At 71.6% G+C, this 26,132-nt stretch carries 22 protein-coding genes and 1 pseudogene; 12 read left to right on the top strand and 11 right to left on the bottom strand.

The window, feature by feature from the left end; translation table 11 throughout:
* Positions 1-68 precede the first annotated feature (68 nt).
* The 3 genes and pseudogenes from ACFQGU_RS08460 (at position 69) to ACFQGU_RS08450 (ending at position 1,683) form a co-directional block, all read left to right on the top strand.
* Positions 69-722, top strand: a complete 654-nt coding sequence (locus tag ACFQGU_RS08460) for a MarR family winged helix-turn-helix transcriptional regulator (RefSeq protein WP_386765628.1) — start codon at positions 69-71, stop codon at positions 720-722.
* Positions 723-820: 98 nt separating this feature from the next.
* A pseudogene (locus tag ACFQGU_RS08455) lies at positions 821-1,387 on the top strand (amino acid permease); the annotation flags it as partial.
* On the top strand, positions 1,384-1,683 hold the full coding sequence (locus tag ACFQGU_RS08450; protein ID WP_386765626.1) for a hypothetical protein: 300 nt from the start codon (positions 1,384-1,386) through the stop codon (positions 1,681-1,683). The pseudogene ACFQGU_RS08455 and the gene ACFQGU_RS08450, both read left to right, overlap by 4 nt.
* Before the next feature lie 12 nt (positions 1,684-1,695).
* On the opposite strand, the gene ACFQGU_RS08445 is transcribed toward ACFQGU_RS08450, so the two are convergent.
* Positions 1,696-2,097, bottom strand: a complete 402-nt coding sequence (locus ACFQGU_RS08445; protein WP_386765624.1) for a VOC family protein — start codon at positions 2,095-2,097, stop codon at positions 1,696-1,698.
* A gap of 226 nt (positions 2,098-2,323) precedes the next feature.
* Between ACFQGU_RS08445 and ACFQGU_RS08440 the strand changes: the two genes are divergently transcribed.
* Entirely contained in the window at positions 2,324-2,929 is a 606-nt protein-coding gene (locus tag ACFQGU_RS08440) for a DUF805 domain-containing protein (RefSeq protein ID WP_386765622.1), read from the top strand.
* 94 nt (positions 2,930-3,023) lie between these two features.
* Here the strand turns inward: ACFQGU_RS08440 and ACFQGU_RS08435 are convergent, their stop codons facing one another.
* The 8 genes from ACFQGU_RS08435 to ACFQGU_RS08400 form a co-directional block, all read right to left on the bottom strand.
* On the bottom strand, positions 3,024-4,523 hold the full coding sequence (locus ACFQGU_RS08435; RefSeq protein ID WP_386765620.1) for a CoA-acylating methylmalonate-semialdehyde dehydrogenase: 1,500 nt from the start codon (positions 4,521-4,523) through the stop codon (positions 3,024-3,026).
* Between the two features lie 69 nt (positions 4,524-4,592).
* The gene (locus ACFQGU_RS08430; RefSeq protein WP_386765618.1) at positions 4,593-5,675 is read right to left on the bottom strand and encodes a DUF2157 domain-containing protein; all 1,083 of its coding nucleotides are present in this window, start codon (positions 5,673-5,675) and stop codon (positions 4,593-4,595) included.
* 78 nt (positions 5,676-5,753) lie between these two features.
* Positions 5,754-7,187, bottom strand: a complete 1,434-nt coding sequence (locus ACFQGU_RS08425) for an NAD(P)/FAD-dependent oxidoreductase (RefSeq protein WP_386765615.1) — start codon at positions 7,185-7,187, stop codon at positions 5,754-5,756.
* A gap of 238 nt (positions 7,188-7,425) precedes the next feature.
* On the bottom strand, positions 7,426-8,298 hold the full coding sequence (locus ACFQGU_RS08420; RefSeq protein ID WP_386765613.1) for an ABC transporter permease: 873 nt from the start codon (positions 8,296-8,298) through the stop codon (positions 7,426-7,428).
* Complete coding sequence (locus ACFQGU_RS08415; RefSeq protein WP_386768213.1) at positions 8,298-9,194, bottom strand: ABC transporter permease; 897 nt, start codon at positions 9,192-9,194, stop codon at positions 8,298-8,300. Before ACFQGU_RS08415 ends, ACFQGU_RS08420 begins: the two co-directional genes overlap by 1 nt.
* A 12-nt stretch (positions 9,195-9,206) precedes the next feature.
* Positions 9,207-10,331, bottom strand: a complete 1,125-nt coding sequence (locus tag ACFQGU_RS08410) for an ABC transporter ATP-binding protein (protein ID WP_386768211.1) — start codon at positions 10,329-10,331, stop codon at positions 9,207-9,209.
* A 217-nt stretch (positions 10,332-10,548) separates the two neighbouring features.
* The gene (locus tag ACFQGU_RS08405; protein WP_386765611.1) at positions 10,549-11,772 is read right to left on the bottom strand and encodes an ABC transporter substrate-binding protein; all 1,224 of its coding nucleotides are present in this window, start codon (positions 11,770-11,772) and stop codon (positions 10,549-10,551) included.
* An 87-nt stretch (positions 11,773-11,859) separates the two neighbouring features.
* Entirely contained in the window at positions 11,860-13,347 is a 1,488-nt protein-coding gene (locus ACFQGU_RS08400; RefSeq protein ID WP_386765609.1) for a gamma-aminobutyraldehyde dehydrogenase, read from the bottom strand.
* A gap of 417 nt (positions 13,348-13,764) precedes the next feature.
* On the opposite strand from ACFQGU_RS08400, the gene ACFQGU_RS08395 reads away from it, so the two are divergent.
* The 3 genes from ACFQGU_RS08395 to ACFQGU_RS08385 all read left to right on the top strand — a co-directional run bounded on the left by ACFQGU_RS08395 (position 13,765) and on the right by ACFQGU_RS08385 (position 16,881).
* Positions 13,765-15,393, top strand: coding sequence for a PucR family transcriptional regulator (locus ACFQGU_RS08395; RefSeq protein ID WP_449280326.1), 1,629 nt, complete (start codon positions 13,765-13,767; stop codon positions 15,391-15,393).
* 112 nt (positions 15,394-15,505) lie between these two features.
* Positions 15,506-16,111 carry an ECF RNA polymerase sigma factor SigK gene (sigK, locus tag ACFQGU_RS08390; protein ID WP_386765605.1) on the top strand — a complete coding sequence of 202 codons (606 nt, stop codon included), beginning with the start codon at positions 15,506-15,508 and terminating at the stop codon, positions 16,109-16,111.
* Positions 16,108-16,881, top strand: coding sequence for an anti-sigma factor (locus ACFQGU_RS08385; protein WP_386765603.1), 774 nt, complete (start codon positions 16,108-16,110; stop codon positions 16,879-16,881). The genes sigK and ACFQGU_RS08385 overlap by 4 nt, the downstream gene beginning before the upstream one ends.
* Here ACFQGU_RS08385 and ACFQGU_RS08380 read toward each other — a convergent pair whose 3' ends face one another.
* Complete coding sequence (locus ACFQGU_RS08380) at positions 16,882-19,059, bottom strand: molybdopterin oxidoreductase family protein (RefSeq protein ID WP_386765601.1); 2,178 nt, start codon at positions 19,057-19,059, stop codon at positions 16,882-16,884. It lies immediately after the preceding gene.
* Positions 19,060-19,182: 123 nt separating this feature from the next.
* Here ACFQGU_RS08380 and ACFQGU_RS08375 point away from each other — a divergent pair, with 123 nt between their 5' ends.
* Entirely contained in the window at positions 19,183-20,418 is a 1,236-nt protein-coding gene (locus tag ACFQGU_RS08375) for an MFS transporter (RefSeq protein ID WP_386765599.1), read from the top strand.
* A 66-nt stretch (positions 20,419-20,484) separates the two neighbouring features.
* On the opposite strand, the gene ACFQGU_RS08370 is transcribed toward ACFQGU_RS08375, so the two are convergent.
* Entirely contained in the window at positions 20,485-21,852 is a 1,368-nt protein-coding gene (locus ACFQGU_RS08370) for an NAD-dependent succinate-semialdehyde dehydrogenase (protein ID WP_386765597.1), read from the bottom strand.
* A 226-nt stretch (positions 21,853-22,078) separates the two neighbouring features.
* Here ACFQGU_RS08370 and ACFQGU_RS08365 point away from each other — a divergent pair, with 226 nt between their 5' ends.
* The 4 genes from ACFQGU_RS08365 to ACFQGU_RS08350 all read left to right on the top strand — a co-directional run bounded on the left by ACFQGU_RS08365 (position 22,079) and on the right by ACFQGU_RS08350 (position 26,098).
* Positions 22,079-22,561, top strand: a complete 483-nt coding sequence (locus tag ACFQGU_RS08365; RefSeq protein WP_386765595.1) for an Lrp/AsnC family transcriptional regulator — start codon at positions 22,079-22,081, stop codon at positions 22,559-22,561.
* Complete coding sequence (locus ACFQGU_RS08360; protein ID WP_386765593.1) at positions 22,558-23,955, top strand: aspartate aminotransferase family protein; 1,398 nt, start codon at positions 22,558-22,560, stop codon at positions 23,953-23,955. The genes ACFQGU_RS08365 and ACFQGU_RS08360 overlap by 4 nt, the downstream gene beginning before the upstream one ends.
* Before the next feature lie 89 nt (positions 23,956-24,044).
* Entirely contained in the window at positions 24,045-24,704 is a 660-nt protein-coding gene (locus ACFQGU_RS08355; RefSeq protein WP_386765591.1) for a pyridoxamine 5'-phosphate oxidase family protein, read from the top strand.
* Positions 24,701-26,098 carry an NAD(P)/FAD-dependent oxidoreductase gene (locus tag ACFQGU_RS08350; RefSeq protein ID WP_386765589.1) on the top strand — a complete coding sequence of 466 codons (1,398 nt, stop codon included), beginning with the start codon at positions 24,701-24,703 and terminating at the stop codon, positions 26,096-26,098. The genes ACFQGU_RS08355 and ACFQGU_RS08350 overlap by 4 nt, the downstream gene beginning before the upstream one ends.
* Positions 26,099-26,132: the final 34 nt, after the last annotated feature.

The raw sequence follows: 26,132 nt of genomic DNA, 5'->3' as shown, positions 1-26,132 counted from the left end.
TCACTGGTTCGGCCACGACCATCCTGTCGCGACCTGCTTCTGCGCACGGTAAGGCATAAGGTGCTTATATGAGGCACCGTCCGACGAAACCGCCCGCTCGCGCGTGGGGCGAGGGCGGCATCGCCGTCCCCGCCGACGCACCCCGCCCGCCCCGCCGAGGTACCGGCGCCGACCGCGCGTTCGCCGCCAACGTGCTCGGGACGCTGGCCCTCACCGTCGTCGACCGGGTGGACATCGGCGCGGCGCGGGCGACTCGGCACGGCGCCAACGCGCCCGCAGCCCTCGTCACCCTGCTCTGGTACCCCGACCGGCCGATCGCCTTCCTGGCCGCGCGCCTGCGCATCACCCACCCCGGTGCGGTGCAGCTGGTCGACAGGCTCGAGCGCGACGGCCTCGTGGAGCGCATCCCCGGGGAGGACGGACGCACGAAGCTGCTCGCGCTGACCGACGCCGGCGAAGGAGCCGCCCTCGACGTCCTCGCTGCACGGCGCGACGTCCTCGAGCGCGCCGTCGGTGCGCTCGACGACGAGCAGGTGCTCGCCTTCGCCGACGCTGCGGGCGCGATGCTCGAGGCGATCACCGACGACCTGCTCACGAGCGAGCACATGTGCAGGCTGTGCGACGAGCTGGCCTGCCCGGATGCGCGCTGCCCGGTCGAGCGCGCCGAGCCCGCGCCCCCGCACAGGCGCGGGAAGGGCTACGGAGTCACGGAATCCTCCTAGAGGAACGGCATGACCCCTCCCCCGGACGTCGGACCCACGCCCAGGCTGCTGCCCGCCATCACGGCACGCCGGCCCGCGGTCCGTGGGGAGGAGACGTCATGTCCACGGGGAGCGAGCACGGCCACCTCGTCGCGGTCGACAGGTCCGGAGACCTGCGCGACAAGGGACTTGCGTCCCACGCACTGACGCTCAAGGGCAGCGTCATCATCGGGCTCGCGTCCACGGCGCCGGCGTACTCGCTGGCCGCGACGATCGGCTACGTCGTCCTCGAGGTGGGCGAGTACACCGCCGCAGCGGTCCTCGTGGCGTTCATCCCCATGCTGTTCACGGCGTTCGCATACTGCGAGCTCAACCGCGCCGTGCCCGACTGCGGCACGACCTTCACCTGGGGTGCCAAGGCCTTCGGACCGTGGGTCGGCTGGATCGGCGGATGGGCCGTCGCGCTCGCCGGCACGATCTTCCTGGCCAACGCGGCCGAGGTGGCCGCCTACTACTTCTACAGCGCGCTGTACTCGCTGGGCATCGAGCAGGCGGCAGACCTGCCGAACAATCCTGCAGCGGTCACCAGCCTCGGCGCCCTGTCGATCGCGCTCATGACGTACGTCAGCTACCGAGGCATCGAGATCAGCGCGCGGGTGCAGAACCTCCTCGTCTACTTCCAGTGCGGCGTGCTCGTCATCTTCTCGTCGGTCTCGCGATCACCTTCTACTACGCGCTCACCGGCTACACGAGCGTGTGGTACTTCCGCCGCGACCTCACGACCTCGGCGCGCGAGTTCGTGCTCACGGGCCTGCTGCCGTTGCTCGGCGCGGTCGCGCTCACGTTCGTCTTCGTGCCCGAGGGCGAGCACGCGGTGGTCGTGTCGCATGACGTTCCCGCGGGTGCCGACGTCGACGTGGACAGTGTCGAGAACGTGCTCGACGTGCTCGAGGAGGAGCTCGAGCGACGCGGCGGCGCCTGAGCGCCCGGCGGGTCAGCCGGAGCTGGCGTCGCCCTCGTCGTGGCCCTGCGCTCCGGACACCACGCACAGCTCGTTGCCCTCGGGGTCGGCCATCACCTGCCACCAGATCCCGAAGCGCTCGACCCGTTCGCCGACGATCGTCGCGCCGAGGCGCTGCAGCCGCATGATGTGCGCCTCGGCGTCGTCGGGGTGGACGTCGATGTGCATGCGGTTCTTGCCGGCCTTGGGGTCCTCGCTCTGGGCGAGGATCAGGACCGGACCGTGGATCTCGGCCGGCGACGCGTCGCGACCGGGTGAGGGGACGAGCACGCGGTACTCGTCCAGCTTGTCGGAGAGCGTGTACCCGAGGGCGAGCGACCAGAACTCGACGGCCGAGTCCGGGTCGAGGCAGTCCAGAACGACGGTGAGCCTCATGGCTCGACGGTAGGCGCTGCCCCGCGGTCGCGGGGGAAGTCCCGGGAACCGTTATGCGACACGCCGTGCGCGCTGCGGAACAGGGCCACAGACGGTGACGAAGCGGTCATTCCGGGCCGTTCGGCGCCCGACGCCGTCACTGCGCGCGACGACGCCCGCACCGTGTCGGGGAGACGACGGGTTGGCGTCGTGTCCCCCGGCCGAACGACCGGGCAGGATCGACCCCATGGACGTACGAGAAGCGCGACAGGCACGGGGCTGGTCCCAGGAGGAGCTCGCCGAGCGGACGGGGCTCAGCGTGCGGACGATCCAGCGCATCGAGACCGGTGGCCGGCCCGGCCTGTCGTCGGCCCGGCTGCTGGCCGAGGCGCTCGGGCTGGACGTCGCCGAGATCACGGCGTCCGACCCAGGAGCCGAGCAGCCCGAGCCGCGATGGGACGACACCCCCGCCGTGGTCGCCGTCCGCGAGGGTCTCCGCCGGTTCGCCGACTTCGAGGGCAGGGCGAGCCGCCCCGACTACTGGTGGTTCTTCCTCGCCTTCGCGCTCGTCACCGGCGCGGCGGCCTCGCTGTCCGAGGCGGTGGGCGCAGCCCTTGCCGTGCTTCTCGCCCTCCCGCTGGCTGCGGTGGGCGCCCGGCGGCTGCACGACACCGGGCGCAGCGGCTGGTGGCAGCTGTTCGCCCTCGCGCCGTTCGGGTTCGTCGTCCCCCTCACCCTGCTCGTGCTGCCGACCGACGAGGAGGCTGCGCGCCGGCGGGCGGTCCCGGACCCGGAGCCGAGCACCGAGGGCACTGCCGAGGACTCGCTCAGCAGCGAGGGCAGCACGGCCTGAGCACGGTCAGGCGTCGCGCGCCGACGCGTGGGGGCGTGCCGGGACGCCGACAGGGCCCCGCCCGGAGGCGAGGCCCTGTCGAGAGCTGCGCGGATCAGCCGTGGGTCGGGAAGCCCAGGTTGATGCCGCCGTGGCTGGGGTCGAGCCAGCGCGAGGTGACGACCTTGCCGCGGGTGAAGAAGTGCACACCCTCGGTGCCGTGCGCGTGGCTGTCGCCGAAGAGCGAGCTCTTCCAGCCGCCGAACGAGTAGTACGCCATCGGCACGGGGATCGGCACGTTGATGCCGACCATGCCGACCTCGACCTCGTTCTGGTAGCGGCGCGCGGCGCCGCCGTCGTTGGTGAAGATCGCGGTGCCGTTGCCGTACGGGTGGTCGTTGACCATCTGCAGGGCCACGTCGTACGAGTCGACGCGGACGACCGACAGCACCGGGCCGAAGATCTCGTCGGTGTAGACCGACATGTCGGTGGTGACGTTGTCGATGAGCGTGGGGCCGAGCCAGTAGCCGCCGGGCTCGCCGTCGACCTCGGGGTTGCGGCCGTCGACCACGATCGTGGCGCCGTCGGCCTCGCCGGCGTCGATGTACGACTTCACCTTGTCGCGGTGCACCTCGGTGACGAGCGGGCCCATGTCGGAGCCGCGACGGCCGTCGCCGGTGCGCAGCGTGGCCATGCGCTCGCTGATCTTGGCGACCAGCGGGTCGGCGACGTCGCCCACGCAGACCAGGGCCGAGATGGCCATGCACCGCTCGCCGGCGGAGCCGAAGCCGGCGTTGACCGCGGCGTCCGCAGCGAGGTCGAGGTCGGCGTCGGGGAGGACGACCATGTGGTTCTTGGCGCCGCCGAGGGCCTGCACCCGCTTGCCGTGCGCGGTGCCGGTCTCGTAGACGTACTTCGCGATCGCGGTCGAGCCGACGAACGAGACGCTCTTGACGTCCTTGTGCGTGAGCAGGGAGTCGACGGCGACCTTGTCGCCGTGGACGACGTTGAACACGCCCGCGGGAAGGCCGGCCTCGGCCCACAGCTGCGCGATGAAGTTCGCGGCCGACGGGTCCTTCTCGGACGGCTTCACGATGACGGTGTTGCCCGCCGCGATCGCGATGGGGAAGAACCACATCGGGACCATGGCCGGGAAGTTGAACGGCGAGATGATGCCGACGACGCCGAGCGGCTGCCGGATCGAGTAGACGTCGACGCCGGTCGAGACTCCCTCGGAGTAGCCGCCCTTGAGCAGGTGCGGGATGCCGCAGGCGAACTCGACGACCTCGAGGCCGCGGGTGACCTCGCCCAGGGCGTCGGACAGGACCTTGCCGTGCTCGGCCGTGATGATCGCGGCGAGCTCCTCCTTGCGCTCGTTCAGGAGGTGGCGGAAGGCGAAGAGCACGGTCGCGCGCTTGGTGAGCGAGGTCTTGCCCCACTCCGCGAAGGCGGCCTTGGCCGCGGCGACGGCCTCGTCCATGACCTCGCTGGTGGCGAAGTCGACGCGGCCGGACAGGGCGCCGGTGGCGGGGTCGCGCACCTCTCCGGTGCGCTCGGCGACACCTCCGAAGGGCTTGCCGTCGATCCAGTGGGAGATACGCGTGGGCTCGGTCATGCGCTCATCCTGGCCGCTGGGGGACCGCGGCACCAGCGCCAGCCTGACGGCTTGGCGCCCATCACCTTGTCACTGTGTCAGGCGGGCGCGGTGCCGACCCAGCCACCAGGCACCCAGGGCTCCGCCCAGCAGCACGAGCCCGGCGAGCAGGAAGGCCAGCGCGGGCGCCGACTGCTGCCCGACTACCACAAAGACCACGAGCGTCAGCGCGAGCACGGCCAGGGCCACCCAGGGAGAGGCGCGGGTGGCCAGGTTGAGCACGAAGCCGATCACCGCGAGGCAGCCCAGCAGCAGCGCCCCCGGCCACAGCGGCCCGGCGCTCGTGATGAGGATCATGCCGGCGAACAACGACACGGCTGCTCCGAACGCGGCGGCCAGCACCGGCAGGGTGAGCGCACGTGCCACCAGCCAACCCCACACGACCCCGGTCACGGCCAGCACGACGGGGATGACGACCTCCTCGGTCGAGCGCACGTACTCGTCCCACGAGTAGTACTGCTCCTCCGAGACCCGGTCGGGGATCACCAGGCTCGTGCCGGCGCCCACCACCGCGAGGGTCGCGGCGAGCAGGCCCGTCTCGGTGACGGCGCTGGGCGCGAGCACCTGGGCGCCGACGAGCAGCACGAGCGCGCTGGCCCCGCCCGCGACGATGGCCTGCAGGTCCTGGAGGTCGAGCACCTGCGTGACCAGCAGGGCGCCCAGCACGGAGCCGAGGGCCATGAGCGAGCCCGACACCCGGCGCCGAGCCGCGTGGACGTGCTCGCGCAGCGCGGCCCGGCCGCCCGCCACCGTCAAGCCGACGAGCGCGCCCGCGCCGTACGCGGCGAGGGCGGAGGCGCCGAGCAGCAGCAGGCGCGCGCCGTCCCCGAGGTCCTCCCACGACTGGGCGATGAACGCGACCGCGGACGCCGCGACGAGCACGGCGCCGAGGTAGGCCACGGCCTCGACGATGCGGGCACGGACGGCGGGGCGGGCGGCCGCGGCCTCGGCCGGGGGTCCGGCCGCACCCACCTCCTCGAGCACGGCCCCGGCCTGCTCCGCGGAGAGCACTCCGCGCGTCCGCAGGCGGTCGAGCGCCGCCTCGAGGCCCCGGTCGGGGGCCGTGGTGGGCTGGAGGGTGGTGTGGGTGGCGCGACCCGGCGTCGTGGACATGGCACTCGCCTCGCTTCCACTCCCACGGTAGGCCTGGGCGCGGTGCGCAGTCATGCCGAGAGAGGCGCCTGCGGCGGCTCAGGAGTCGAAGCCGAGCCCGAGCCGGTCCAGGGTGCGCAGCCACAGGTTGCGGCGGCCCTCGGTGCGGTCGGCGCGGTCGAGCGACCACCGGGTGAGCTCGATAGCGGCCTGGCGAAGGGGCTCCGGCGGGAAGGGCAGCGGGGTCGTGCGCACCATCTCGGTACGCGTGCGCTCGGTGTCCCTCCCGTCGAGGAGATCCAGCATCACGGCAGCGCCGAAGCGGGTCGCGCCGACGCCCAGGCCGGTGTACCCCGCGGCGTACGCCACCCTGCCGTCCCGGGCGGTGCCGTAGAAGGCCGAGAACCGCGAGCAGGTGTCGATGGCACCGCCCCACGCGTGCGTCGCGCGGACCCCTTCGAGCTGGGGGAACACCTCGACGAGGTGCTCGGCCAGCAGCGCGAACGACTCCGGCCGCTGGTCGTACGCGGAGCCCATGCCGTTGCCCCGGTTGTAGATGGCGTCGTAGCCGCCGAACAGGATCCGGCCGTCGTCGGTGGGGCGGTAGTAGTGGAACTGGTTGCCCGAGTCGCCGATGCCCTGGCGCCCCGCCCAGCCGATGCTCGCCCACTGGTCGGCCGTGAGCGGCTCGGTCATGAGGACGTAGTCGTAGACGGGGACGAGCAGGTGCTTCAGCCGGCGCAGCAGCGGCGGGAAGGCGTTGGTGCCGAGGGCGACCCGGCGGGCCCGCACGAGCCCGGGCCCGTCCTCGGACTCGGTCGTGACCTCGACCGCTGGGCCGGCGGTGTCGCCGAAGCCGGTCGCGCGCGTGCCCTCGTGGATGCGGACTCCGAGGGAGAGGCACGCGTCGCGCAGGCCCCACGCGAGGCGCGCGGGGTTGACGAGAGCGCTGCCGTTCGGGTCATGGATCGCACCCACGTAGAGCGGGGAGTCGACGAGCGCGCGGACCTGGTCGCGGTCGAGCGCCTCGACGCTCATGCCGACGGAGGCCGCCGCCTCGACGGCCTCGGCGAACCCCTCGGACTGGTAGTGCTCGGTGGCGACCCCGAGCTCGCCGTTGCGCTCGAACGAGCAGTCGATGCCGTAGCGGACGAGGGTGGCCTCGAGCTCGTCGAGGTTCTGGTTGCCCAGGTGCACCAGCGTGGTCATCTCGGCGGGCCAGCGGGCGAGGCCGTTGTCGAGGCCGTGGGTGATCGAGGGCGAGCAGAAGCCGCCGTTGCGGCCGGACGCCGCCCATCCGATGCGCGAGCCCTCGAGCAGGAGCACGTCCCGGGCGGGCTCGGCCTCCTTGGCGAGCAGCGCGGTCCAGAGCCCGCTGTAGCCGCCGCCGACCACGAGCAGGTCGGCGTCGGTCGTTCCGGCGTGCGCGGGGAGGGCGTCGGGGCGCCGCGCGTCGTCGAGCCAGAACGAGAGCGGCGAGGCGTCACGGACGGCGTCGTACGACGAAGGGCGGGGGCTGCGTGCGAAGGGCACGGTGAGTCCTCGGGGTGGACCGCCCCGGGTCCTCCGGAGGCTGCGGCCGTCACGGGCGGGCGGAGGGTTCCGCCAGCGTCCTCCCGTGGCGCCGCCAGGATAGCGCACATCCTGAACGACCGTTCAGAAGTGCGGCAGCCTCCTGGGACCCGCGGAACCGGCGCGAGGGAAGGTGCCTCCTCCGAGGACGAGGCCGCGCCCCCCGTGCGGGTGGACGCGGCCTCGTTCGGTGTCTCGGCTACTTCTTGCGGCGCGCCGCACCCACGACCTGTGCGATCACCACGATGAACAGCGCGGCGAAGAACATGATCGACCCGATCACGTTGACCTGCGGCGGGATGCCGCGCTGGGCGGCGCCCCACACGTACAGCGGGAACGTGACGGTGGTGCCGTTGTTGAAGTTCGTGATGATGAAGTCGTCGAACGACAGCGAGAACGCGAGCAGCGCCGCCGACACGATGCCCGGCATCACGAGCGGGAGCGTGACGTAGCGGAACGTCGCGCGCTCGTCGGCGTAGAGGTCTGACGCCGCCTGCTCGAGCCGTGGGTCGAGGCCCGCGAGGCGGGCCTTCACCGACACCACGACGAAGCTGATGCAGAACATGATGTGGGCGATGATGATCGTGCCCGTGCCGAGCGGCGCGCCCAGGTTGAGGAACAGGGCGAGCAGCGAGGCGCCGAGGACGACCTCCGGCGTGGCCATCGGCAGGAAGATCAGCAGGTTCGTCGCCGAACGTCCCCGGAACCGGTGACGGACGAGCGCGAACGAGATCAGCGTGCCGAGCAGCGTGGCGATGATCGTCGACACGAACGCGATCTGCAGGCTCACCCCGACCGAGTCGCAGATCGTGGGGTCGCGGCAGATGTTGGTCCAGGCGTCGAGCGAGAACTCGTTCCACTGGACGTTCTGGCGGCCCTCGGGCTTGTTGAACGAGAAGATCACGACGATCGCGATCGGAAGGAACAGATAGAACAGGGCGAGGAACGCCGCGATGGCGATGACGTGGTCGCGCACCCAGCGCAGGCCGCGGGAGAGGGCGCCGGGGCGCTTCTTCACGTAGTCGCGCGGCTCCTGCGAGGCTCCGCGGCGGTCGATGGTCGGCGTGGACATCAGACGAGGTCCTCCGTCCCGGCTCGGCGGATGTAGAGGAACACGATGATCAGCACCGAGGTCATCAGCAGGAAGGACAGCGCCGACGCGGTCGGGTAGTCGCGCACGATGCGGAACTGGCTGTCGATGACGTTGCCGATCATCTTGTCCTTGATGGATCCGAGCAGTTGCGCGTTGATGAAGTCGCCGACCGCGGGGATGAAGGTGAGCAGCGTGCCCGCCACGACGCCCGGCAGCGACAGCGGGAACGTGACCTTGCGGAACGTCGTCCACGGCGAGCCGTAGAGGTCGTTGCCCGCCTCGATGAGCCGGAAGTCGATCTTCTCGAGGGCCGCGTACAGCGGGAGGGTCATGAACGGGAGGAAGTTGTAGGCGATGCCCGTGATGACCGCAAGAGGTGTGTTGAGGATGCGGTCGTCAGGAAGCAGGCCCAGGAAGTTGAGGAACTGCGTGACCGGGCTCTGGTCGGCGAGGATCGTCTTCCAGGCGTAGGTGCGGATCAGGAAGCTGCAGAAGAACGGCGCGACGACCAGCACGAGCATGATGTTGCGCCACTTCCCCGCCTTGAAGGCGATGAAGTAGGCCAGCGGGTAGGCGATGGCGAGCGCGAGCAGCGTGGCGAGGCCGGCGAAGACGTACGACCGGATGAACTGCGGGTAGTACTCCGTGATCGCGTTCGTGTAGTTCGAGATCTCGAAGGCCTGGACGAAGCCGGCATCGGGATTGCCAGGCTCCGCCGGCACCTGCAGCGAGGTGGCGAGCGAGGCGAACAGCGGGACGACGAAGAAGATCGCGAGCCAGCCGAGGCCCGGCAGCAGCAGCAGGTAGGGCGTCGACCGCTTGCTGCGACGGACCGTGGCCTCGTCGCTGCCTGTGGCGGTCGTCGTGGGGACGATGGCGGGCACGGATCAGCCCCCGACCGAGGCCGTGGTGCCGTCCGACCCGGCGATGTGGCCGAGCTCGAGCAGCTCCTTGTCGACGCCGGCGTTGAGGTCCTCCGCGCCGTCGAGACCGAAGGTGTGGCTCGGGTCCCACGACACGACGACGTCCTCGCCGAGGCGGACGACGTCGTCGGCCGAGAGGTTCTGCGAGAACACCTGCAGCTCCTGGCCCCACGCCGTCCGCACGAGGTACTGGGTGGACAGACCCGTGAACGACGCATCCGTGACGACACCGGTGAGCATGTTGCGCGCGGCGTCGGGGGAACCTGCGCGCTCGGTGGCTCGGATGGTGACCTTCTCGGGCCGGACGCCGACGACGACCGAGTCGCCGCTCGTGGCCACGCGCGAGGTCGGGATGCGGAAGGTCGTGCCGTGCGAGCTCACGAGGATCGAGTCGCTCTCGCGGCCGACGACCGAGCCCGGGAACAGGTTGGACTGCCCGAGGAAGTTCGCGACGAAGGCGGTCCGCGGGTTCTCGTAGATGTCTGCGGGCGACCCCATCTGCTCGATGCGGCCCTGGTTCATGACGGCGACCGTGTCGGCCATGGTCATGGCCTCCTCCTGGTCGTGCGTCACGTGCACGAAGGTGATGCCGACCTCGGTCTGGATGCGCTTGAGCTCGATCTGCATCTGGCGGCGCAGCTTGAGGTCGAGGGCGCCGAGCGGCTCGTCGAGCAGCAGGACGTCGGGCTGGTTGATGAGCGCACGGGCCACGGCGACTCGCTGCTGCTGGCCGCCGGACAGCTGCCCGGGCTTGCGGCGGGCCATCGGGGAGAGCTCGACCAGCTCGAGCATGTCCTCGACCTGCTTCTTGACGTCCTTGATCCCGCGCCGGCGCAGGCCAAAGGCCACGTTCTCGAAGATGTCGAGGTGCGGGAAGAGCGCGTAGCTCTGGAAGACGGTGTTGACCGGCCGCTGGTAGGGGCGCAGCTGGGTGACGTCCCGGTCGCCGATGAGGATCGCCCCGGCGGTCGGGTCCTCGAGGCCGGCCACCATCCGCAGCGTCGTCGTCTTGCCGCAGCCCGACGGGCCGAGCAGGGCGAAGAAGGAGCCCGCGGGGATGGTCAGGTCGAGCGCGTCGACCGCCGTCATGGTCGCGAATCGCTTGGTCAGGCCGACCAGGTGCAGGTCTTCGACCTGTCCGGTCACGACGGGGGTACGGGCCACCGGGACCGCCCTTTCATGAGGCTGGAGGTGCTGGAGGGGCTGGAGGGGCTGGACGTCGGGGAGGGGCACGGGCAGTGCCTACGAGCATGCCGCACGGATCGGCCGCGGGACGGGGGTTTGCCCCGTCCCGCGGCCAGGACGATCAGTTGCCGATGAGCTGCTGGAACTGCTGCTCGTACTTGGTCTGCTGCGCCGGGGTGAGCGGCATGAAGATCTTGACCTTCGAGAGCGTCTCCTCCGTCGGGAAGATCAGCTGGTTCTCGGTGAGGCCCGGGTCGATCTTCGCGATCTCCTCCTGGACGCCGGCGACCGGGGTGATGTACTGGACGTACGCCGCCACCTGCGCCGCGACCTTCGGGTCGTAGTAGTAGTTCATGACGGCCTCGGCGTTCTTCTGGTGCGCCGCCATCGCCGGGATCAGCATGTTGTCGGTCCACAGGGTGCCGCCCGACTCGGGCAGCGAGAACTCGTAGTCGCCACCGAGGGCGGCGACGTCGCCGGACCAGCCGATGACGGCCACGACGTCCTTGTTCTCGAGCGCCGTCAGGTAGTCGTTGCCGGTGACCTGGCGGATCTGGCCGGAGTCGAGCTGCTTCTGGAGCTCGTCGGCGGCGGCGTTGAAGTCGTCGTCGGTGAAGTTCGACGGGTCCTTGCCCTGCGCCAGCATGATGATGCCGATGGTGTCGCGCATCTCGTCGAGGACGGTCACCTTGCCCTTGAGGGCCGGGTCCCAGAGGTCGGCCACGGACTTCATCGAGTCCTTGCCGGTGGCCTCCTTGAGGAGCGCCTTGTTGTAGCCGAGGCCCGCGAAGCCGCTCTGCCACGGCATCGTGTGCGCGCGCTTCGGGTCGAAGGCCGGGTCGGCGAGCGCGGGCAGGATGTTGCCCTTGTTGGGGATGTTGGCGTCGTCGAGGGGCAGGGCGAAGCCCTTGCTCACCCAGAGCCCGGCCATCCAGTCGGTCAGCACGACGATGTCGCGGCCGATGTCGCGACCCTGCTCGAGCTGGGCGCGGACCTTCGCGTAGAAGTCCTGGTTGCCGTTGACGTCCTCGGTGTACGTGACCTTGATGCCGGTCTGCTTCTCGAACTCGGCGAGGGACGGACGGTCGCCGCTCTCGTCGTCGGTGTCGATGTAGGACACCCAGTTCGACCAGTTAACGAGCTTCTCGCTGTCGGACTTGTCGGGCTGGGTGGAGGGCGACGGCGCGCCGGAGGCGCTCGCCGTGGAGCCACCGCCGGTGCCCTTCGCACCGCACGCGGCAGCGGCCATCGCCGCGCCACCGATGCCCGCGGCACGGAGGAAGCGGCGGCGGGACATCGACGACACGATGGCCGAGGTCATGGGGTCGAGCGGCTGGTCTGCCATCTGTGCGGATCCTCCAGTGGTGTCGTGCTGTCTGCGGTGAGGGTCTGGGCTACGGATCTGCGCGGTGATCCGTCTGTCGGGTGCCGGTCAGCGGTCCCCGAAGATCGTGCGGTGCCAGTCCTTGCGGACGTCGCCGGTGATGTCGAACGAGACGTGCTTGACCTGCGTGTACTCGTCGAAGGAGTACTGGCTCATGTCCTTGCCGAAGCCGGAGGACTTGTACCCGCCGTGCGGCATCTCGGAGACGATCGGGATGTGGTCGTTGATCCACACGCACCCCGCCTGGATCTCGCGGCTCGCGCGCATCGAGCGCACGACGTCGCGGGTCCACGCCGAGGCGGCGAGGCCGAAGGGCGTGTCGTTGGCGAGCGCGATGCCCTCCTCGTCCGTGTCGAACGGGAGCACGACGAGCACGGGCCCGAAGATCTCGTCCTGCACGATCTCCGAATCCTGTGCGGCATCCACCACGAGGGTGGGCTCGTAGTAGGCACCGGCGGCGAGCGCACCGCCCGGGACCTGGCCTCCGGTGACGACCTTGGCGCCGTACCCGCGGGCGCGCTCGACGAAGCCGGCGACGCGGTCGCGCTGGGCGAACGAGACGAGCGGCCCGAGATCGGTGCTCGGGTCGGTGGGCAGGCCGAGCCGGACCGTGCGCATGACGTCCGCGACACCCTGGACGAACGCGTCGTAGAGCGGGCGCTGCACGTAGGCACGGGTGGCCGCGGTGCAGTCCTGGCCGCTGTTGATGAGCGAGCCGGCGACGGCTCCCTGCACCGCTGCGTCGAGGTCGGCGTCGTCGAACACCACGAACGGCGCCTTGCCGCCGAGCTCGAGGTGCACCCGCTTCACCGTGCCCGCGGCGACCTGCATCACGCGCTGGCCGACGGGGGTGGAGCCGGTGAACGACACCATCCGCACGGTGGGGTGCGCGAGCAGGGCCTCGCCCGCGACGCGGCCCGCGCCGGTCACGACGTTGACGACGCCGTCGGGGATGCCCGCGGTGCGGCAGTCCTCGGCGAGCATCAGCGCGGTCAGCGGCGTGAGCTCCGCGGGCTTGAGGACGATGGCGTTGCCCGCAGCGATCGCCGGCATGACCTTCCAGATCGCCATCTGCAGCGGGTAGTTCCACGGCGCGATCGAGCCGATGACGCCCACGGGCTCGCGACGGACGACCGAGGTGTGCGCCCCGTCGTACTCGGCCGACGCGCGGCCCTCGAGGTTGCGCGCGGCACCGGAGTAGAAGGACACGTTGTCGATCGAGCCGGGAACGTCGAACTCACGCGTCAGCTTGATCGGCTTGCCGGTCTGGCTCGTCTCGACCTGCGCGTACTCCTCGGCGCGGTCGGCCATCACGGAGGCGAGAGCGGCGAGGGCGGACGAGCGCTCCCCCGGAGTGGCCGCGCCCCAGCCGCGCTGCGCGCGGGCCGCAGCGACGACGGCGTCGTCGACGTCCTGCGGCGAGGCCAGCGTCGCGGTGGCGACGACCGCGCCGTCGGCGGGGTTCACGACGTCGTGCGAGGCGCCCGAGCCGCCCGTGCGGTAGGCGCCGTCCACGAACAGGTGTCCGTCAGCCATCACCGGCGTCCTCCTCATCGAGACGTGCGTGCCATCGGGCCGAGCTGTCAGGGATGCGTACGGCGCCCTGACGGACCGGGTGCGTGCAGCGTGAGGCTACGCCCGCCACCGGCGCCGCGATCCTCGCACGGCACTCCAGGGGAGACAAGGGATTCCGTGGCCGAATCCCGTCCCAGCGACGAATTGCATCGTGATCGTGACCGAGAACTGCTGTTTCCCGCAGATCACACGCGTCGGTCCACCGCGTGTCGGACGACCGGGATGACGCGTTCGTTACCTGCCGGCGGGCAACTGCCGCCGAACCGTGACCGACAGCCTGGCAAGCCGGAGGCGTGCTCGCCTGACGCAGTGATGGCACCGAGGGGGTGCGGCGGACTAGCCTCGCCGCCCGTGGACCCCGTCGACCCCCTCGCCGGCATGTACCCCGCCGTGTCCGAGGTGCTGGAGCTCCCCGCGGTGCGCGACGGCCTGCCGGCCGTGCGCGCCGGGGCCGGCCACCTCGACCGTCCCGTCCGCTGGACCCACGCGGCCGAGATCGCGGACGTCGCCCGCCTGCTGCGCGGCGGCGAGCTGCTGCTCACGACGGGCGTGCTGCTGCCGACCGACGACGCCGGCCTCGCGGCGTACGTCCAGGGCCTCGCGGCCGTGGGCGTCACCGGCGTGATGGTGGAGACCGGACGGCGCTTCGACCGGCTGCCCGACGCGATGGTGCAGGCGGCCGAGGAGGTCGGGCTGGTCCTGGTCGAGCTCACCCGCGAGGCGAGGTTCGCCACGATCACCGAGCAGGTGCACGCGCGCATCGTCGACGCGCAGATCGCCGAGCTCCGCGCGTCGGACGCCGTCCACGCCACCTTCACCGAGCTCACGGTGGAGGGCGCCTCCCCCACCGAGGTGGTCCGGCAGGTGTCGCGGATGGCGGGCCGGCCGGTGGTGCTGGAGAACCTCGCCCACCAGGTGCTCGCCGTGGACCCGGCAGGCCAGGACCTCGCGGCCGTGCTCGGCGACTGGGAGGGCCGCAGCCGCGCGGTGCGCACGGCGGCGCGCACCGGGTACGACGACTCCTCGGGCTGGCTCGTGACCACGGTCGGCGCCCGCGGGCAGGACTGGGGCCGGCTGCTGCTGCGCACCGACGCTCCCCCGACACCGCGCGACACCATGCTCGTCGAGCGGGGCGCGGCCACGGTCGCCCTGGCTCGGCTCGTCGAACGAGACCGGGAGTCGCTCGAGCGCCAGACCCACCGCACGCTCCTCACCGGCGTGATCGCGGGCTCCGTGCCGCTCCCCGAGCTCGTCGCGCGAGCCTCCGCGCTCGGGGTGCCGCTCGAGGGGCACGCCCTCGTCGCCGTCCTGGTGCGCCTCACCCGCGGCCCGGTCGGGCCTGCGCTCGAGGTCCAGGAACGGCTGCGCGACCTCGCGGAGACGGTGGCCGACGCGCTGCGCGACAGCCGGGCCGCGGGCCTGGTGGGCGGCGTCGACGACGCCACCGTGGGCGTGCTGCTCTCGCTCCCGCCCCGGGAGGACGTCGATCCTGTGCTCGGGCGCCTCTCGACGTCCCTCGCCAAGCGAGCCACGGCCGGGCGGGCCGTCCTCCCCGCATCGGGGTGGGTCGTCGCGGTCGGCTCGGTGGTGGCGAACGTGCGCGACCTGCGCCGCGCGTTCCTCGAGGCCGCGCAGGTGGCCGATGCCGCGCCGTCCGACGACGACGCCTCCCCGCGGCCCTACTACCGCCTCCCCGACGTGCGGCTGCGCGGACTCCTGCACCTGCTGCGCGACGACGACCGGCTGCAGACCTTCGTCGAGCGCGAGCTGGGCCCCCTGCTGGCGCACGACGCCCAGCACGGCACCGACCTCGTCGGCGTGCTCCGGGGATACCTCAACGCGGGCCGCAACAAGTCCGCGGCAGCGGATGCCGCGCACCTGTCGCGCCCCAGCTTCTACGAGAGGTTGCACAAGATCGAGAAGGTGCTCGCGGTCGACCTCGACTCCGTGGAGTCGTGCCTCTCGCTGCACGTCGCCCTGCTCGGGCTCGACGCGATCCGCCGCTGACCCATCCGCGCGCCCCCCGGCTCCGAACACAGAGCGACGACGCCCGGCGACGGAGCGGAGCCGGGCAGGCGGACGGAGGTGCGACGAGGTGAGGTCTGGGAGTGTTGTGCGTGTGGAGATCGAGGTGCCGGACCCGCCCGATGCGTCGGGCGGCGATGACCCGTCCCCGCTCGCCAGCGTGCTGGCCTCGCTCCTGACGAGATCGAGCCGCGGCGACGAGGCCGCGTTCGCCGAGCTCTACGACCTCACCGGCAGCAAGGTCTTCGGGCTCGCGCGCAGGGTCGTCCGCGACCCGGCGCAGGCCGAGGAGGTCGCCCAGGAGGCGTACCTCGAGATCTGGAGGCAGTCGGCCCGGTTCGACGCCGCACGGGGGTCGGCGCTGGCCTGGATGCTCACGATCGTGCACCGCCGTTCGGTCGACCGGGTGCGGTCGGCCGAGAGCGCCCACGAGCGCGACCGCCGGTACGCCGCCGTCGGCGACGGCCCGGAGTACGACGTCGTCGACGAGGCGGTCACGGCGAAGCTCGAGCAGGCCCGCGTACGGCGAGCCCTCGAGACACTGACCGACGTGCAGCGAGAGGCTGTCACGCTGGCCTACTACGGCGGCTACACCCACCGGGAGGTCTCGGACCTCCTCGGGGTGCCGCTCGGGACAGTGAAGACCAGGATGCGGGACGGGCTGATCCGGCTCCGCGACACGTTGGGGGTGCAGGCATGACGAACGCAGATGTCCACGCGCTGTCCGGCGCGTACGCCCTCGACGCCCTCGAGCCCGCCGAGTCGGCTGCCTTCGAGGAGCACCTCGAGTCGTGCGCCTCGTGCCGCGACGAGGTCCGCTCGCTGCGCGAGGCCGCTGGTGCGCTCGCGCTCGACGTCGCCGAGACTCCCCCGCCGTCGCTGCGGTCGTCCGTGCTCGCCGGCATCTCGCAGGTGCGGCCCCTGCCGCCGGTCGGCGAGGCACCGGTGGTCGAGCCGGCTGCTCGCACCGATGCGCCGGTCGACGACCTGGCCGCAGCCCGGGAGCGCCGCACCCGCCGTACCTCGCCGTGGCTCGTCGGCGTCGCCGCCGCTCTCGCGCTCGTCGCCGGTGGCGCGGTCGTCCGCGCGGTGCAGCTCGACAACCAGCTCGACTCCGTGTCGGCTCAGGCTGCCGAGGTCACCGCCGTGCTGACGGCGGCGGACGCCACGACGACCACGGCGAGCGTCACGACCGGCGGTCGCGCGGCCGTCGTGTCGTCGGCCTCGCTCGGGAAGTCGGTGCTGGTCACCGACGGCATGGCGCCCGCGCCCGCGGGCAGCACGTACCAGATCTGGTACCTCTCGGACTCCGGCGCCGCCACGTCGGCCGGCTTCGTACCGGCGGGCGAGCGCAGCGCCGTCGTCCTGCAGGGCGAGCTGGCCGGCGCCACCGGCGTCGGCGTCACGGTCGAGCCCGAGGGCGGGTCGGCCGCGCCGACCACGACCCCGGTCCTCGCCGTCGCGGTCTGATCAGGCGCGCGAGACGGTCACGGGCACTGCCTGCACCGCGGCGTTGCCCGACAGCGGGTCGATCCGCTGCGTGTCCGTGATGTCGTTCACGCTCGCGCCGCCGAGCGACGACGCATGCCGCCAGCCCGTCGGGGTGCCGGCCCGGTCGTGGCCGTAGCCGTGCGGCACGCTCACCACCCCGGGCATCAGGCGGTCGGTCACCTCGACCGGCACCTCGATGCTGCCGACATCGGTGCTGATGACGGCTGTGTCGCCGTCCGCCAGGCCGCGCGCAGCGGCGTCGTCCGGGTGCATCTGCACCGTGAATCGGTTGCGGCCCTTGGTGAGACGGGCGCTGTTGTGCATCCACGAGTTGTTGCTGCGCAGATGCCGTCGACCGATGAGCAGCAGATCCCGGCCGTCCGAACGCCCGGCCTCGAGCTCCTCGAGGGCGGCGAGCACGCGCGGCCAGTCCGCCAGCACGGCGGGGTGCGCGAGCGGGATGCGGTGCCGTTCGGTCATGAGCCGCTGGGGCAGCTGCCGCACGAGCGGGCCGAGGTCGAGGCCGTGCTCGGCGCGCATCACCTTCGCGAGCGTGAGGCCCGAGCGTCCCTTCCGTGCGCCGTGCGGACCGGCGCGCAGCCCGAGGTCGACGAACCGCTTCGGGAAGAGCCCGCGGAACGCCTTCTCGCGCACCGCGGCAGTGCGCCGCGTCTTCGGCGTACGACGCCAGACGCGCGCGAGCAGGGCGAGCAGGATGTCGGCGTCGGACATCGACCCCTCCGGCGCGGGGACGGCCGCCGGGCTCCAGCGCACCCAGTTGTGCACGCTCACGGCGGGGAAGACGACGTCGAACTCGTCGCGCTCGAGCGGCGAGGTCGGCGGGAGGATCACGTGGGCGTGGCGCGTCGACTCCGTCACGTAGTAGTCGACGGCGACGCAGAGCTCGAGGTCCTGCAGCGCCTGCTCGAGCCGCGTGCCGTCGGGCGCGGACAGCACGGGGTTGCCGGCGTACAGCACGAGCGCACGCAGCTGCCCCGTGCCGGGCGTGAGGATCTCGTCGGCGAGGGTGGCCACCGGCAGCTCGGCCGAGAACTCCGGGATGCCGCGCACCCGCGAGCGCCAGCGGTCGTAGCCGATGAGGTCGGTCGTGCGCGCGCCGATGACGGGCAGGTCGAACGCCGGCGTCGAGAACATCACACCGCCGACCTCGTCGAGGCGGCCGGTGGCGATGTTGAGGGCGTGCACGAGCCAGTACGCCGGCGTGCCGAAGACCGACTGCGTGACACCGAGGCGGCCGTACACCGCAGCCCGTCGAGCCGTGCCGAGCTCGACCGCCAGCCGCCGGATCGTCTCGGCGGGCACACCGGTGACCGCTGCGGCGCGCTCGGCCGTCACGGGGCGTACGGCGTCGAGCACCTGCTGCAGCCCGTCCACCCAGCCGGACGCGCGGCCGGGGCGCACGAGGCCCTCCTCCTGCAGCGTCGTCAGCATCGCCGCGAGCAGCCACACGTCGGTGCCCGGTCGGATGGCGATGTGCTCGTCGGCGACGTCGGCCGTCTCGGAACGGCGCGGGTCGACGACGACCACGCGACCGCCGCGGCCCTGCAGGTCGGAGATGCGGCGGCGCATGTCGGGCGCGGTCATGATCGAGCCGTTCGACACCACGGGATTGCCGCCGACGACGAGCAGCAGGTCGGTGCGGTCGATGTCGGGCACCGGCAGCAGGAGCGGTGACCCGTACAGCAGGTACGACAGCAGGTGCTGCGGCTGCTGATCGACGCTGGCGGCCGAGTAGCGGGCCTTCACGTCCAGCGCATCCATGAGCAGGGGCACGAGCGTCACGGGCGCCCAGCCGTGCGTGATCGGGTTGCCCAGGTAGAACGAGATCGCCTCGCCGCCGTCGCGGTCGCGGATCCGCGTCAGCCCGTCAGCCACGAGGTCGAGCGCCTCGTCCCAGCCGATCGGCTCGAAGGTCCCGTCGTCCCGGCGGCGCACCGGCGTCCGCAGCCGGTCGGGATCGGTCTGCAGGTCCTGCAGGGCGATGCCCTTGGGGCAGACGTAGCCCTGGGACATCGGGTCGTCGGCGTCACCGCGGATCGAGAGCACCTCGCTCCCCCGCACCTCGATCGTGAGGCCGCAGCTCGCCTCGCACAGGTTGCATCCGCGGTGGACCGTGCGCTGCTCGTCCGAGGTCATGAGCGAACGCTAGGAGAGGTACGCCGGACCCGCACGACCTTGACGACGGTGGCGCGCCGCGTCAGGCAGGCGCCCGGAACGCATGCGACTCGCGGACGTGCCCGACCGTAGGCTCCCGTTCTCGTGAGCCGCCTCCTCGACCGTGTCGCACCCCCGCGCATGGGCACGGGGTTCCGCTGGCTGCTCGGCTCGTCCTGGACGAGCAACATCGGCGACGGTGTCGCCCTCGCCGCAGGCCCGCTGCTCGTGGCCTCGCTGACCAGCAACGCATTCCTCGTCGCGCTCGCCGCCCTGCTGCAGCGGTTCCCGTGGCTCGTCCTCGGCCTGTACGCCGGGGCGATCGCGGACCGCGTCGACCGCAAGCGCCTCGTGATGGTGTCGGACGCCGCCCGCGCGGTGGTGCTCGCCGTGCTCGCGACGTTCATCGTCACGGGGCACGTGAGCGTCGGAGTCGTCCTCGGGGCGATGCTGCTCCTGGGCGTCGCGGAGGTATTCGCCGACACGTCGTCCCAGACGCTGCTGCCGATGCTCGTGGCGCCCGAGGACCTCGGCGTCGGCAACGCCCGCTTCCAGGGCAGCTTCCTCGTCGCCAACCAGATCGTCGGGCCGCCCGTCGGCGCGTTCCTGTTCGCCGCGGGCATCGCGTGGCCGTTCGTGACGCAGGGCGTGCTCGTGGCGTTCTCCGTCGTCCTCGTCGCGCGCATCGCCCTGCCGAAGGGCGGAGTACGGGGCGACGAGCAGACGCACGTGCTGCGCGACATCCGCGAGGGCCTGCGCTGGGTCTGGCACCACGATGCCGTCCGCACCCTCGCGATCGTCATCGTGGCGTTCAACATCACCTGGGGTGCCGCCTGGTCGGTGCTCGTCCTCTACGCCCTCGACCACCTGGGCATGGGCCCCGTGGGCTACGGCCTCCTGACCTCGGCCGCTGCCGTCGGCGGGCTCGTGAGCACGGGCTCGTACGACTGGATCGAACGGCGGTTCGACCTCGCCACCGTGATGCGCACCTGCCTGCTGCTCGAGGTGGTCACGCACCTGTCCCTCGCGCTGGCGCCGTCCGGCGCAGTGGCGATCGCGATCATGGTGGTGTTCGGGGCGTACGCCTTCGTCTGGGGGGCGGTCTCCACGACGGTGCGCCAGCGCGCGACCCCCACGGAGCTGCAGGGCCGGGTCGGCAGCGTCTACAGCGTGTGCGTCTTCGGCGGCATCGTGCTCGGCCAGCTGCTCGGGGGCGCGATCGCCCAGACCTGGGGGCTCACCGCGCCCTTCTGGTTCGCCTTCGTCGGCGCCGGCATCACGCTCGCCCTGGTCTGGCGCCAGCTCGCCTACATCGCCCACTCCCCGTCTGCCGAGCAGTAGAGCCTGCGCGGTCGAGAACGACGGCCCGCACCCCCGTGGGGTGCGGGCCGTCGTACGTGATGCGGGTCAGGCGTTGACGCGGATGAGCTTCTTGTTGACGAACTCCTCCATGCCGTACCGGCCGAGCTCGCGACCGAAGCCCGAGGCCTTGATGCCGCCGAAGGGCAGCTCGACGCCGTCGGCGCCGACGCAGTTGACGAACACCATGCCGGCCTCGATCTGGTCGGCGACGCGCAGCGCCTGCTCCAAGTCGTTCGTGAAGACGTAGCTGCCGAGGCCGTACTCGGTGTCGTTGGCGAGGCGGACGGCCTCGGCCTCGTCGGCGGCCTTGTAGACCTGCGCGATGGGGCCGAAGAGCTCCTGGCCGTACGCCGAGTTGCCCGGCAGCACGTTGGTGAGCACACCGCCCTGCACGAAGTTGCCGTTGCGCGCACCGCCGGTGAGCACCGCGCCGTCGGCGGTCGCCTGCTTCACCTGCTCCTCGAGACGGTCCGCCGCGAGCGCGGAGGACAGCGGGCCATACGCCGTGCCCTCGGCGGACGGGTCGCCGTACTGCATGCCGGTCACGGCGGCGGTGAACTTCTCGACGAACTCGTCGTAGAGGTTCTCGACGACGATGAAGCGCTTGCCCGCGTTGCAGGCCTGGCCGGCGTTGTCCATGCGCGCGGTGGTCGCGGCCTCGACGGTGGCGTCCATGTCGTCGGTGCCGAGCACGATGAACGGGTCGCTGCCACCGAGCTCGAGGACGACCTTCTTCAAGTGACGTCCGGCCTGCTCGGCGACGGCGGCACCGGCGCGGCCCGAGCCGGTGAGGGAGATGCCCTGCACGCGCGGGTCGGCGATGAGCTTCGAGACCTGGTCGTTGGTGGCGTAGATGTTGATGTACGCGTCGGCGGGCACGCCGGCGTCGCGGAAGATCTGCTCCATCGCGGCGGCCGACTCGGGGCACTGCGGCGCGTGCTTGAGCAGCACGGTGTTGCCGATGATGAGGTTCGGGCCCGCGAAACGAGCGACCTGGTAGTAGGGGAAGTTCCACGGCATGATCCCGAGCAGCACGCCCACGGGGCTGCGGCGGATGACCGCGGTGCCCTCGCCCGCGAGCAGGTCGATCGGCTCGTCGGCCAGGAACTTCTCGGCGTTGTCGGCGTAGTACTCGTAGATGGCCGCGCTGAACTCGACCTCGCCCACGCCCTGGGCCACGGGCTTGCCCATCTCGCGGGAGATGATCTCGCCGAGCTCCTGCTTGCGCTCCTCGTGCAGCTCGGCCACGCGGCGGATGACCGCCGCGCGCTCGGCGACGGTGGTGTCCCGGCCCCAGGGCCCGCGGGCGGCGTGCGCGCGCGCCACGGCGCTGTCGAGATCGGCGTCGCCGATCGTCGGGTACTCCTTGAGGACGGAGCCGGTCGCAGGGTTCACGACGGCGTAGTCGGTCATGGGTCTTCCTCTCGGGTTCGGTGGCGACGATGGGTCTGCCCGGCCATGCTGGCGGAGCGGGTGCGTACGGGGTCACCGGGGGTCGCTGGTCGCATGCCCGGCTGCGCACACCTTAGTCGTCAGGTTCGATTCTCGACAGGTCTGAACCCGATTTGCCACCGAATCCGCAACAAAACACCGAACTCACCACGGATTCGCTTGCCAAGCCCCCCTCGCATCCCGGACGATGCCTGACGTGGTGACACGGGAGCGGATGGCCTACGCCCACCTGGACGACGTGAGCAAGGCCATCATCGAGCAGTTGCAGGAGGACGGCCGTCGGCCGTACGCCTCCATCGGGAAGGCCGTCGGCCTCTCCGAGGCGGCCGTGCGCCAGCGCGTCCAGCGGCTCATCGAGTCCGGTGTCATGCAGATCGTCGCCGTGACCGACCCGATGCAGGTCGGGTTCCCGCGCGCGGCCATGCTCGGCGTCCGCTGCGACGGGGACGTCGAAGCCGTGGCCGAGGCGATGGCCGCGATGACCGAGGTCGACTACCTCGTCATCACCGCCGGCGGCTACGACATCCTCGCCGAAGTCGTGTGCGAGGACGACGACCACCTCCTCGAGGTGGTCAACCGCCGCGTCCGGGCCATCCCGGGCGTGCGAAACACGGAGACCTTCGTCTACCTGAAGCTCCGCAAGCAGATCTACACCTGGGGTACCCGATGACCACGTCACCGCAGTACGTGAGCGAGCCTGGCGACGACAAGCTGGCCGACAAGGCCCGCGACCACCTATGGATGCACTTCACGCGCCACTCCGTCTACGAGCAGGGCGGCCACGTCCCGATCATCGTCCGCGGCGAGGGCCACCACATCTGGGACGACCAGGGCAACCGCTACATCGACGGGCTCGCCGGCCTCTTCACCGTGCAGGCCGGCCACGGACGCACCGAGCTCGCGGCCGCCGCGCAGAAGCAGATGTCCGAGCTCGCCTTCTTCCCGCTGTGGTCGTACGCCCACCCGGCCGCGATCGAGCTGGCCGAGCGCCTCGTGCAGTACACCCCCGGCGACCTCAACCGGGTGTTCTTCACGACCGGCGGCGGCGAGGCCGTCGAGACTGCGTGGAAGCTCGCGAAGCAGTACTTCAAGCTCACCGGAAAGCCCATGAAGCACAAGGTGATCAGCCGCAACGTGGCGTACCACGGCACGCCGCAGGGTGCGCTGTCGATCACCGGCATCCCGGATGCCAAGAAGTACTTCGAGCCGCTGGTGCCGGGCACGCACAAGGTGCCGAACACGAACTTCTACCGGGCGCAGCAGCACGGCGACGACATCGAGGCGTTCGGCCGCTGGGCCGCCGACCGCATCGCCGAGGCGATCGAGTTCGAGGGCCCCGACACCGTGGCCGCCGTCTTCCTCGAGCCGGTGCAGAACTCGGGCGGCTGCTTCCCGCCGCCCCCCGGCTACCTCGAGCGCGTGCGCGAGATCTGCGACCGGTACGACGTGCTGATGGTCGCCGACGAGACCATCTGCGCCTTCGGCCGCATCGGCGAGATGTTCGCGATGTCGCGCTTCGGCGTGACGCCCGACATCATCACGTGCGCCAAGGGCATGACCTCCGGCTACGCGCCCATCGGCGCCATGATCGCGAGCGACCGCCTGTTCGAGCCCTTCAAGCACGGCTCGACGTACTTCGCCCACGGCTACACCTTCGGCGGTCACCCGGTCTCGGCCGCGGTGGCGCTGGCCAACCTCGACGTCTTCGAGCGCGAGGGCCTCAACCAGCACGTGCGCGACAACGAGGCCGCGTTCAAGGCCACGCTGTCCAAGCTGCTCGACCTGCCGATCGTCGGCGACGTCCGCGGTGCCGGGTACTTCTACGGGATCGAGCTCGTCAAGGACAAGGCCACCAAGGAGACGTTCAACGACGACGAGGCCGAGCGTCTGCTGCGCGGCTTCCTGTCCAAGGCGCTCTTCGACGCCGGCCTCTACTGCCGTGCCGACGACCGTGGCGACCCCGTCGTCCAGCTCGCGCCGCCGCTGACCATCGGCCAGCCCGAGTTCGACGAGATCGAGCAGATCCTGCGCAAGGTCCTCACCGAGGGCATGAACATCCTCTAGAACCGTTGCCGCCGAAGGGTCCCTGACGTGCATCACGGCACGGTCCGGGGCCCTTCGGCGCACCCAGCCCGAGCCAACGAGGACCCATCGTGAGCACGCCCGACCTGCCGGCACCCGGTTCGACCGAGCGCACGCGTGTGCGCCGCATCCCGGAGAAGGCCGTCACCGACCGCTCCGTGCTGCACACGGTGCTCGACGCGGGCCTGGTCGCCCACGTCGCCGTCGTGGACGACGGTCAGCCGTACGTCGTGCCCGTCGCGTACGCACGCGACGGCGAGCGGGTGCTCTTCCACGGCTCGACCGGCTCGCGCCTGTTCCGGGCGCTCGCCGAGGGCTCCCCCACCTGCTTCACCGTGACCCTGCTGGACGGGCTGGTGCTCGCGCGCTCGGCGTTCGAGAGCTCGATGCACTACCGCGGCGCGATGGTGCTGGGCACGTGCACCGTGCTCGAGGGCGACGACAAGGACGACGCGCTGCGGATCATCTCCGACCACCTGCTGCCCGGCCGGTGGGACGACATCCGCGAGCCGTCGAAGAAGGAGCTCGCCGCCACGCTGATGCTTGCGCTGCCCCTCGACGAGGTCAGCGTGAAGATCAGCGCAAGCGACCCGGACGACGACCCGCAGGATGTCGACCGGCCGGTGTGGGGCGGCGTCGTGCCGATCCGCGAAGTGTTCGGCGAGCCACGTCCGGACGAGCGCGGCGCGGCGTACCCCGTGCCCGAGTATGTGAAGGCGTGGACCCGGTGAGCGTCGACCAGGCCGCGCTGCGCGACCTCTCGCTCTGGTGGGACACGCTGCCCGACGACCTCGTCGGCCCGCAGCGCGCACCCCTCGCCAGCTCCACCGAGGCCGACGTCGCGATCGTCGGCGGCGGCTACACCGGGCTCTGGACGGCCTACTACCTGGCCAAGGCCGATCCGACCCTGCGCATCGTGGTGCTCGAGGCCCAGGTGGCCGGCTTCGGTGCCAGCGGCCGCAACGGAGGCTGGGCCTCGGCGCTGTTCCCCACCTCGTGGTCGAAGGTCGCCGCGGAGTCGTCGCGCGAGGACGCAGTCGCCCTGCAGCGGGCGATGTTCGACACGGTCGACGAGGTCGGCAGGGTCGCGGCTGCCGAGGGCATCGACTGCCACTACCGCAAGGGCGGCGTCATCACGCTCGCCCGAACGCCGCTCCAGCTCGAGCGTGCGAAGGCAGAGATCGAGGACGCGCGGGCGTGGGGATTCGGCCCCGACGACTTCAGCCTGCTCTCGCCCGACGAGACGTACCAGCTGCTCTCGGCCACCGACGTGCTCGGCGCCACGCGCACCCCTCACTGCGCCTCGATCCACCCCGCACGCCTCGTGCGCGGTCTCGCGCTCGCGGTCGAGCGGCTCGGTGTCACGATCCACGAGGACACGCGCGTAACCGCGATCGAGCCGGGCCTGGTGCGCACGGAGCGCGGCGACGTCGCCGCCCGCCGGATCGTGCGCGCCACGGAGGCGTGGACCTCGCAGCTGCCCGGGCACCAGCGCGACATCGCACCCGTGTACTCGCTCATGCTGGCCACCGAGCCGCTGCCGGCAGAGCTGTGGTCGGAGATCGGCCTGCGCCGCGGGGAGACCTTCAACGACCACCGCCATCTGATCATCTACGGCCAGCGGACTGCCGACGACCGCTTCGCCTTCGGCGGGCGCGGGGCGCCGTACCACTTCGGCTCGACGATCCGGCCGGAGTTCGATCGCGACCCCGGCGTGTACGACGAGCTATGGCGGGTGCTGAGGGACCTGTTCCCGTCGCTGCACGGGCACGCCGTCACCCACCGCTGGGGCGGCCCTCTCGGCATCCCGCGCGACTGGTTCCCGACCGTGGCGTTCGACGCCGCGACGGGGCTCGGCTCGGCGGGCGGCTACGTCGGGGACGGCGTCGCGTCGAGCAACCTCGCAGGTCGCACGCTCGCCGACCTGCTGCGCGGCGAGGCCACCGACCGCACCGGGCTTCCGTGGGTCAACCGGCGCCAGCGGCGCTGGGAGCCCGAGCCGTTCCGCTGGCTCGGGGTCAACCTCGGCCTGCGCGTGATGGGATCGGCCGACGGGGTCGAGGCACGCACCGGGAAGCCCGCACGCCGCGCCGAGATCCTCGCGCCGCTGCTCGGCGGCCACTGAGCCCCACCGACCCCCACGGACGCATGGGCTCGCG

Source organism: Longivirga aurantiaca, assembly GCF_042660085.1.
In the GTDB taxonomy this organism is placed as follows: domain Bacteria; phylum Actinomycetota; class Actinomycetes; order S36-B12; family CAIYMF01; genus Longivirga; species Longivirga aurantiaca.
Note: the sequence above shows the minus strand (reverse complement) of the source record. Positions and strands in the feature narration are given on the sequence as shown.

Coding starts and splice junctions, on each gene's coding strand:
- ACFQGU_RS08460 (WP_386765628.1), top strand. CDS start 69: ATGAGGCACCGTCCGACGAAACCGCCCGCTCGCGCGTGGGGCGAGGGC.
- ACFQGU_RS08445 (WP_386765624.1), bottom strand. CDS start 2,097: ATGAGGCTCACCGTCGTTCTGGACTGCCTCGACCCGGACTCGGCCGTC.
- ACFQGU_RS08440 (WP_386765622.1), top strand. CDS start 2,324: ATGGACGTACGAGAAGCGCGACAGGCACGGGGCTGGTCCCAGGAGGAG.
- ACFQGU_RS08435 (WP_386765620.1), bottom strand. CDS start 4,523: ATGACCGAGCCCACGCGTATCTCCCACTGGATCGACGGCAAGCCCTTC.
- ACFQGU_RS08430 (WP_386765618.1), bottom strand. CDS start 5,675: ATGTCCACGACGCCGGGTCGCGCCACCCACACCACCCTCCAGCCCACC.
- ACFQGU_RS08420 (WP_386765613.1), bottom strand. CDS start 8,298: ATGTCCACGCCGACCATCGACCGCCGCGGAGCCTCGCAGGAGCCGCGC.
- ACFQGU_RS08410 (WP_386768211.1), bottom strand. CDS start 10,331: ATGACGGCGGTCGACGCGCTCGACCTGACCATCCCCGCGGGCTCCTTC.
- ACFQGU_RS08405 (WP_386765611.1), bottom strand. CDS start 11,772: ATGGCAGACCAGCCGCTCGACCCCATGACCTCGGCCATCGTGTCGTCG.
- ACFQGU_RS08400 (WP_386765609.1), bottom strand. CDS start 13,347: ATGGCTGACGGACACCTGTTCGTGGACGGCGCCTACCGCACGGGCGGC.
- ACFQGU_RS08395 (WP_449280326.1), top strand. CDS start 13,765: ATGTACCCCGCCGTGTCCGAGGTGCTGGAGCTCCCCGCGGTGCGCGAC.
- ACFQGU_RS08385 (WP_386765603.1), top strand. CDS start 16,108: ATGACGAACGCAGATGTCCACGCGCTGTCCGGCGCGTACGCCCTCGAC.
- ACFQGU_RS08380 (WP_386765601.1), bottom strand. CDS start 19,059: ATGACCTCGGACGAGCAGCGCACGGTCCACCGCGGATGCAACCTGTGC.
- ACFQGU_RS08370 (WP_386765597.1), bottom strand. CDS start 21,852: ATGACCGACTACGCCGTCGTGAACCCTGCGACCGGCTCCGTCCTCAAG.
- ACFQGU_RS08365 (WP_386765595.1), top strand. CDS start 22,079: ATGCCTGACGTGGTGACACGGGAGCGGATGGCCTACGCCCACCTGGAC.
- ACFQGU_RS08360 (WP_386765593.1), top strand. CDS start 22,558: ATGACCACGTCACCGCAGTACGTGAGCGAGCCTGGCGACGACAAGCTG.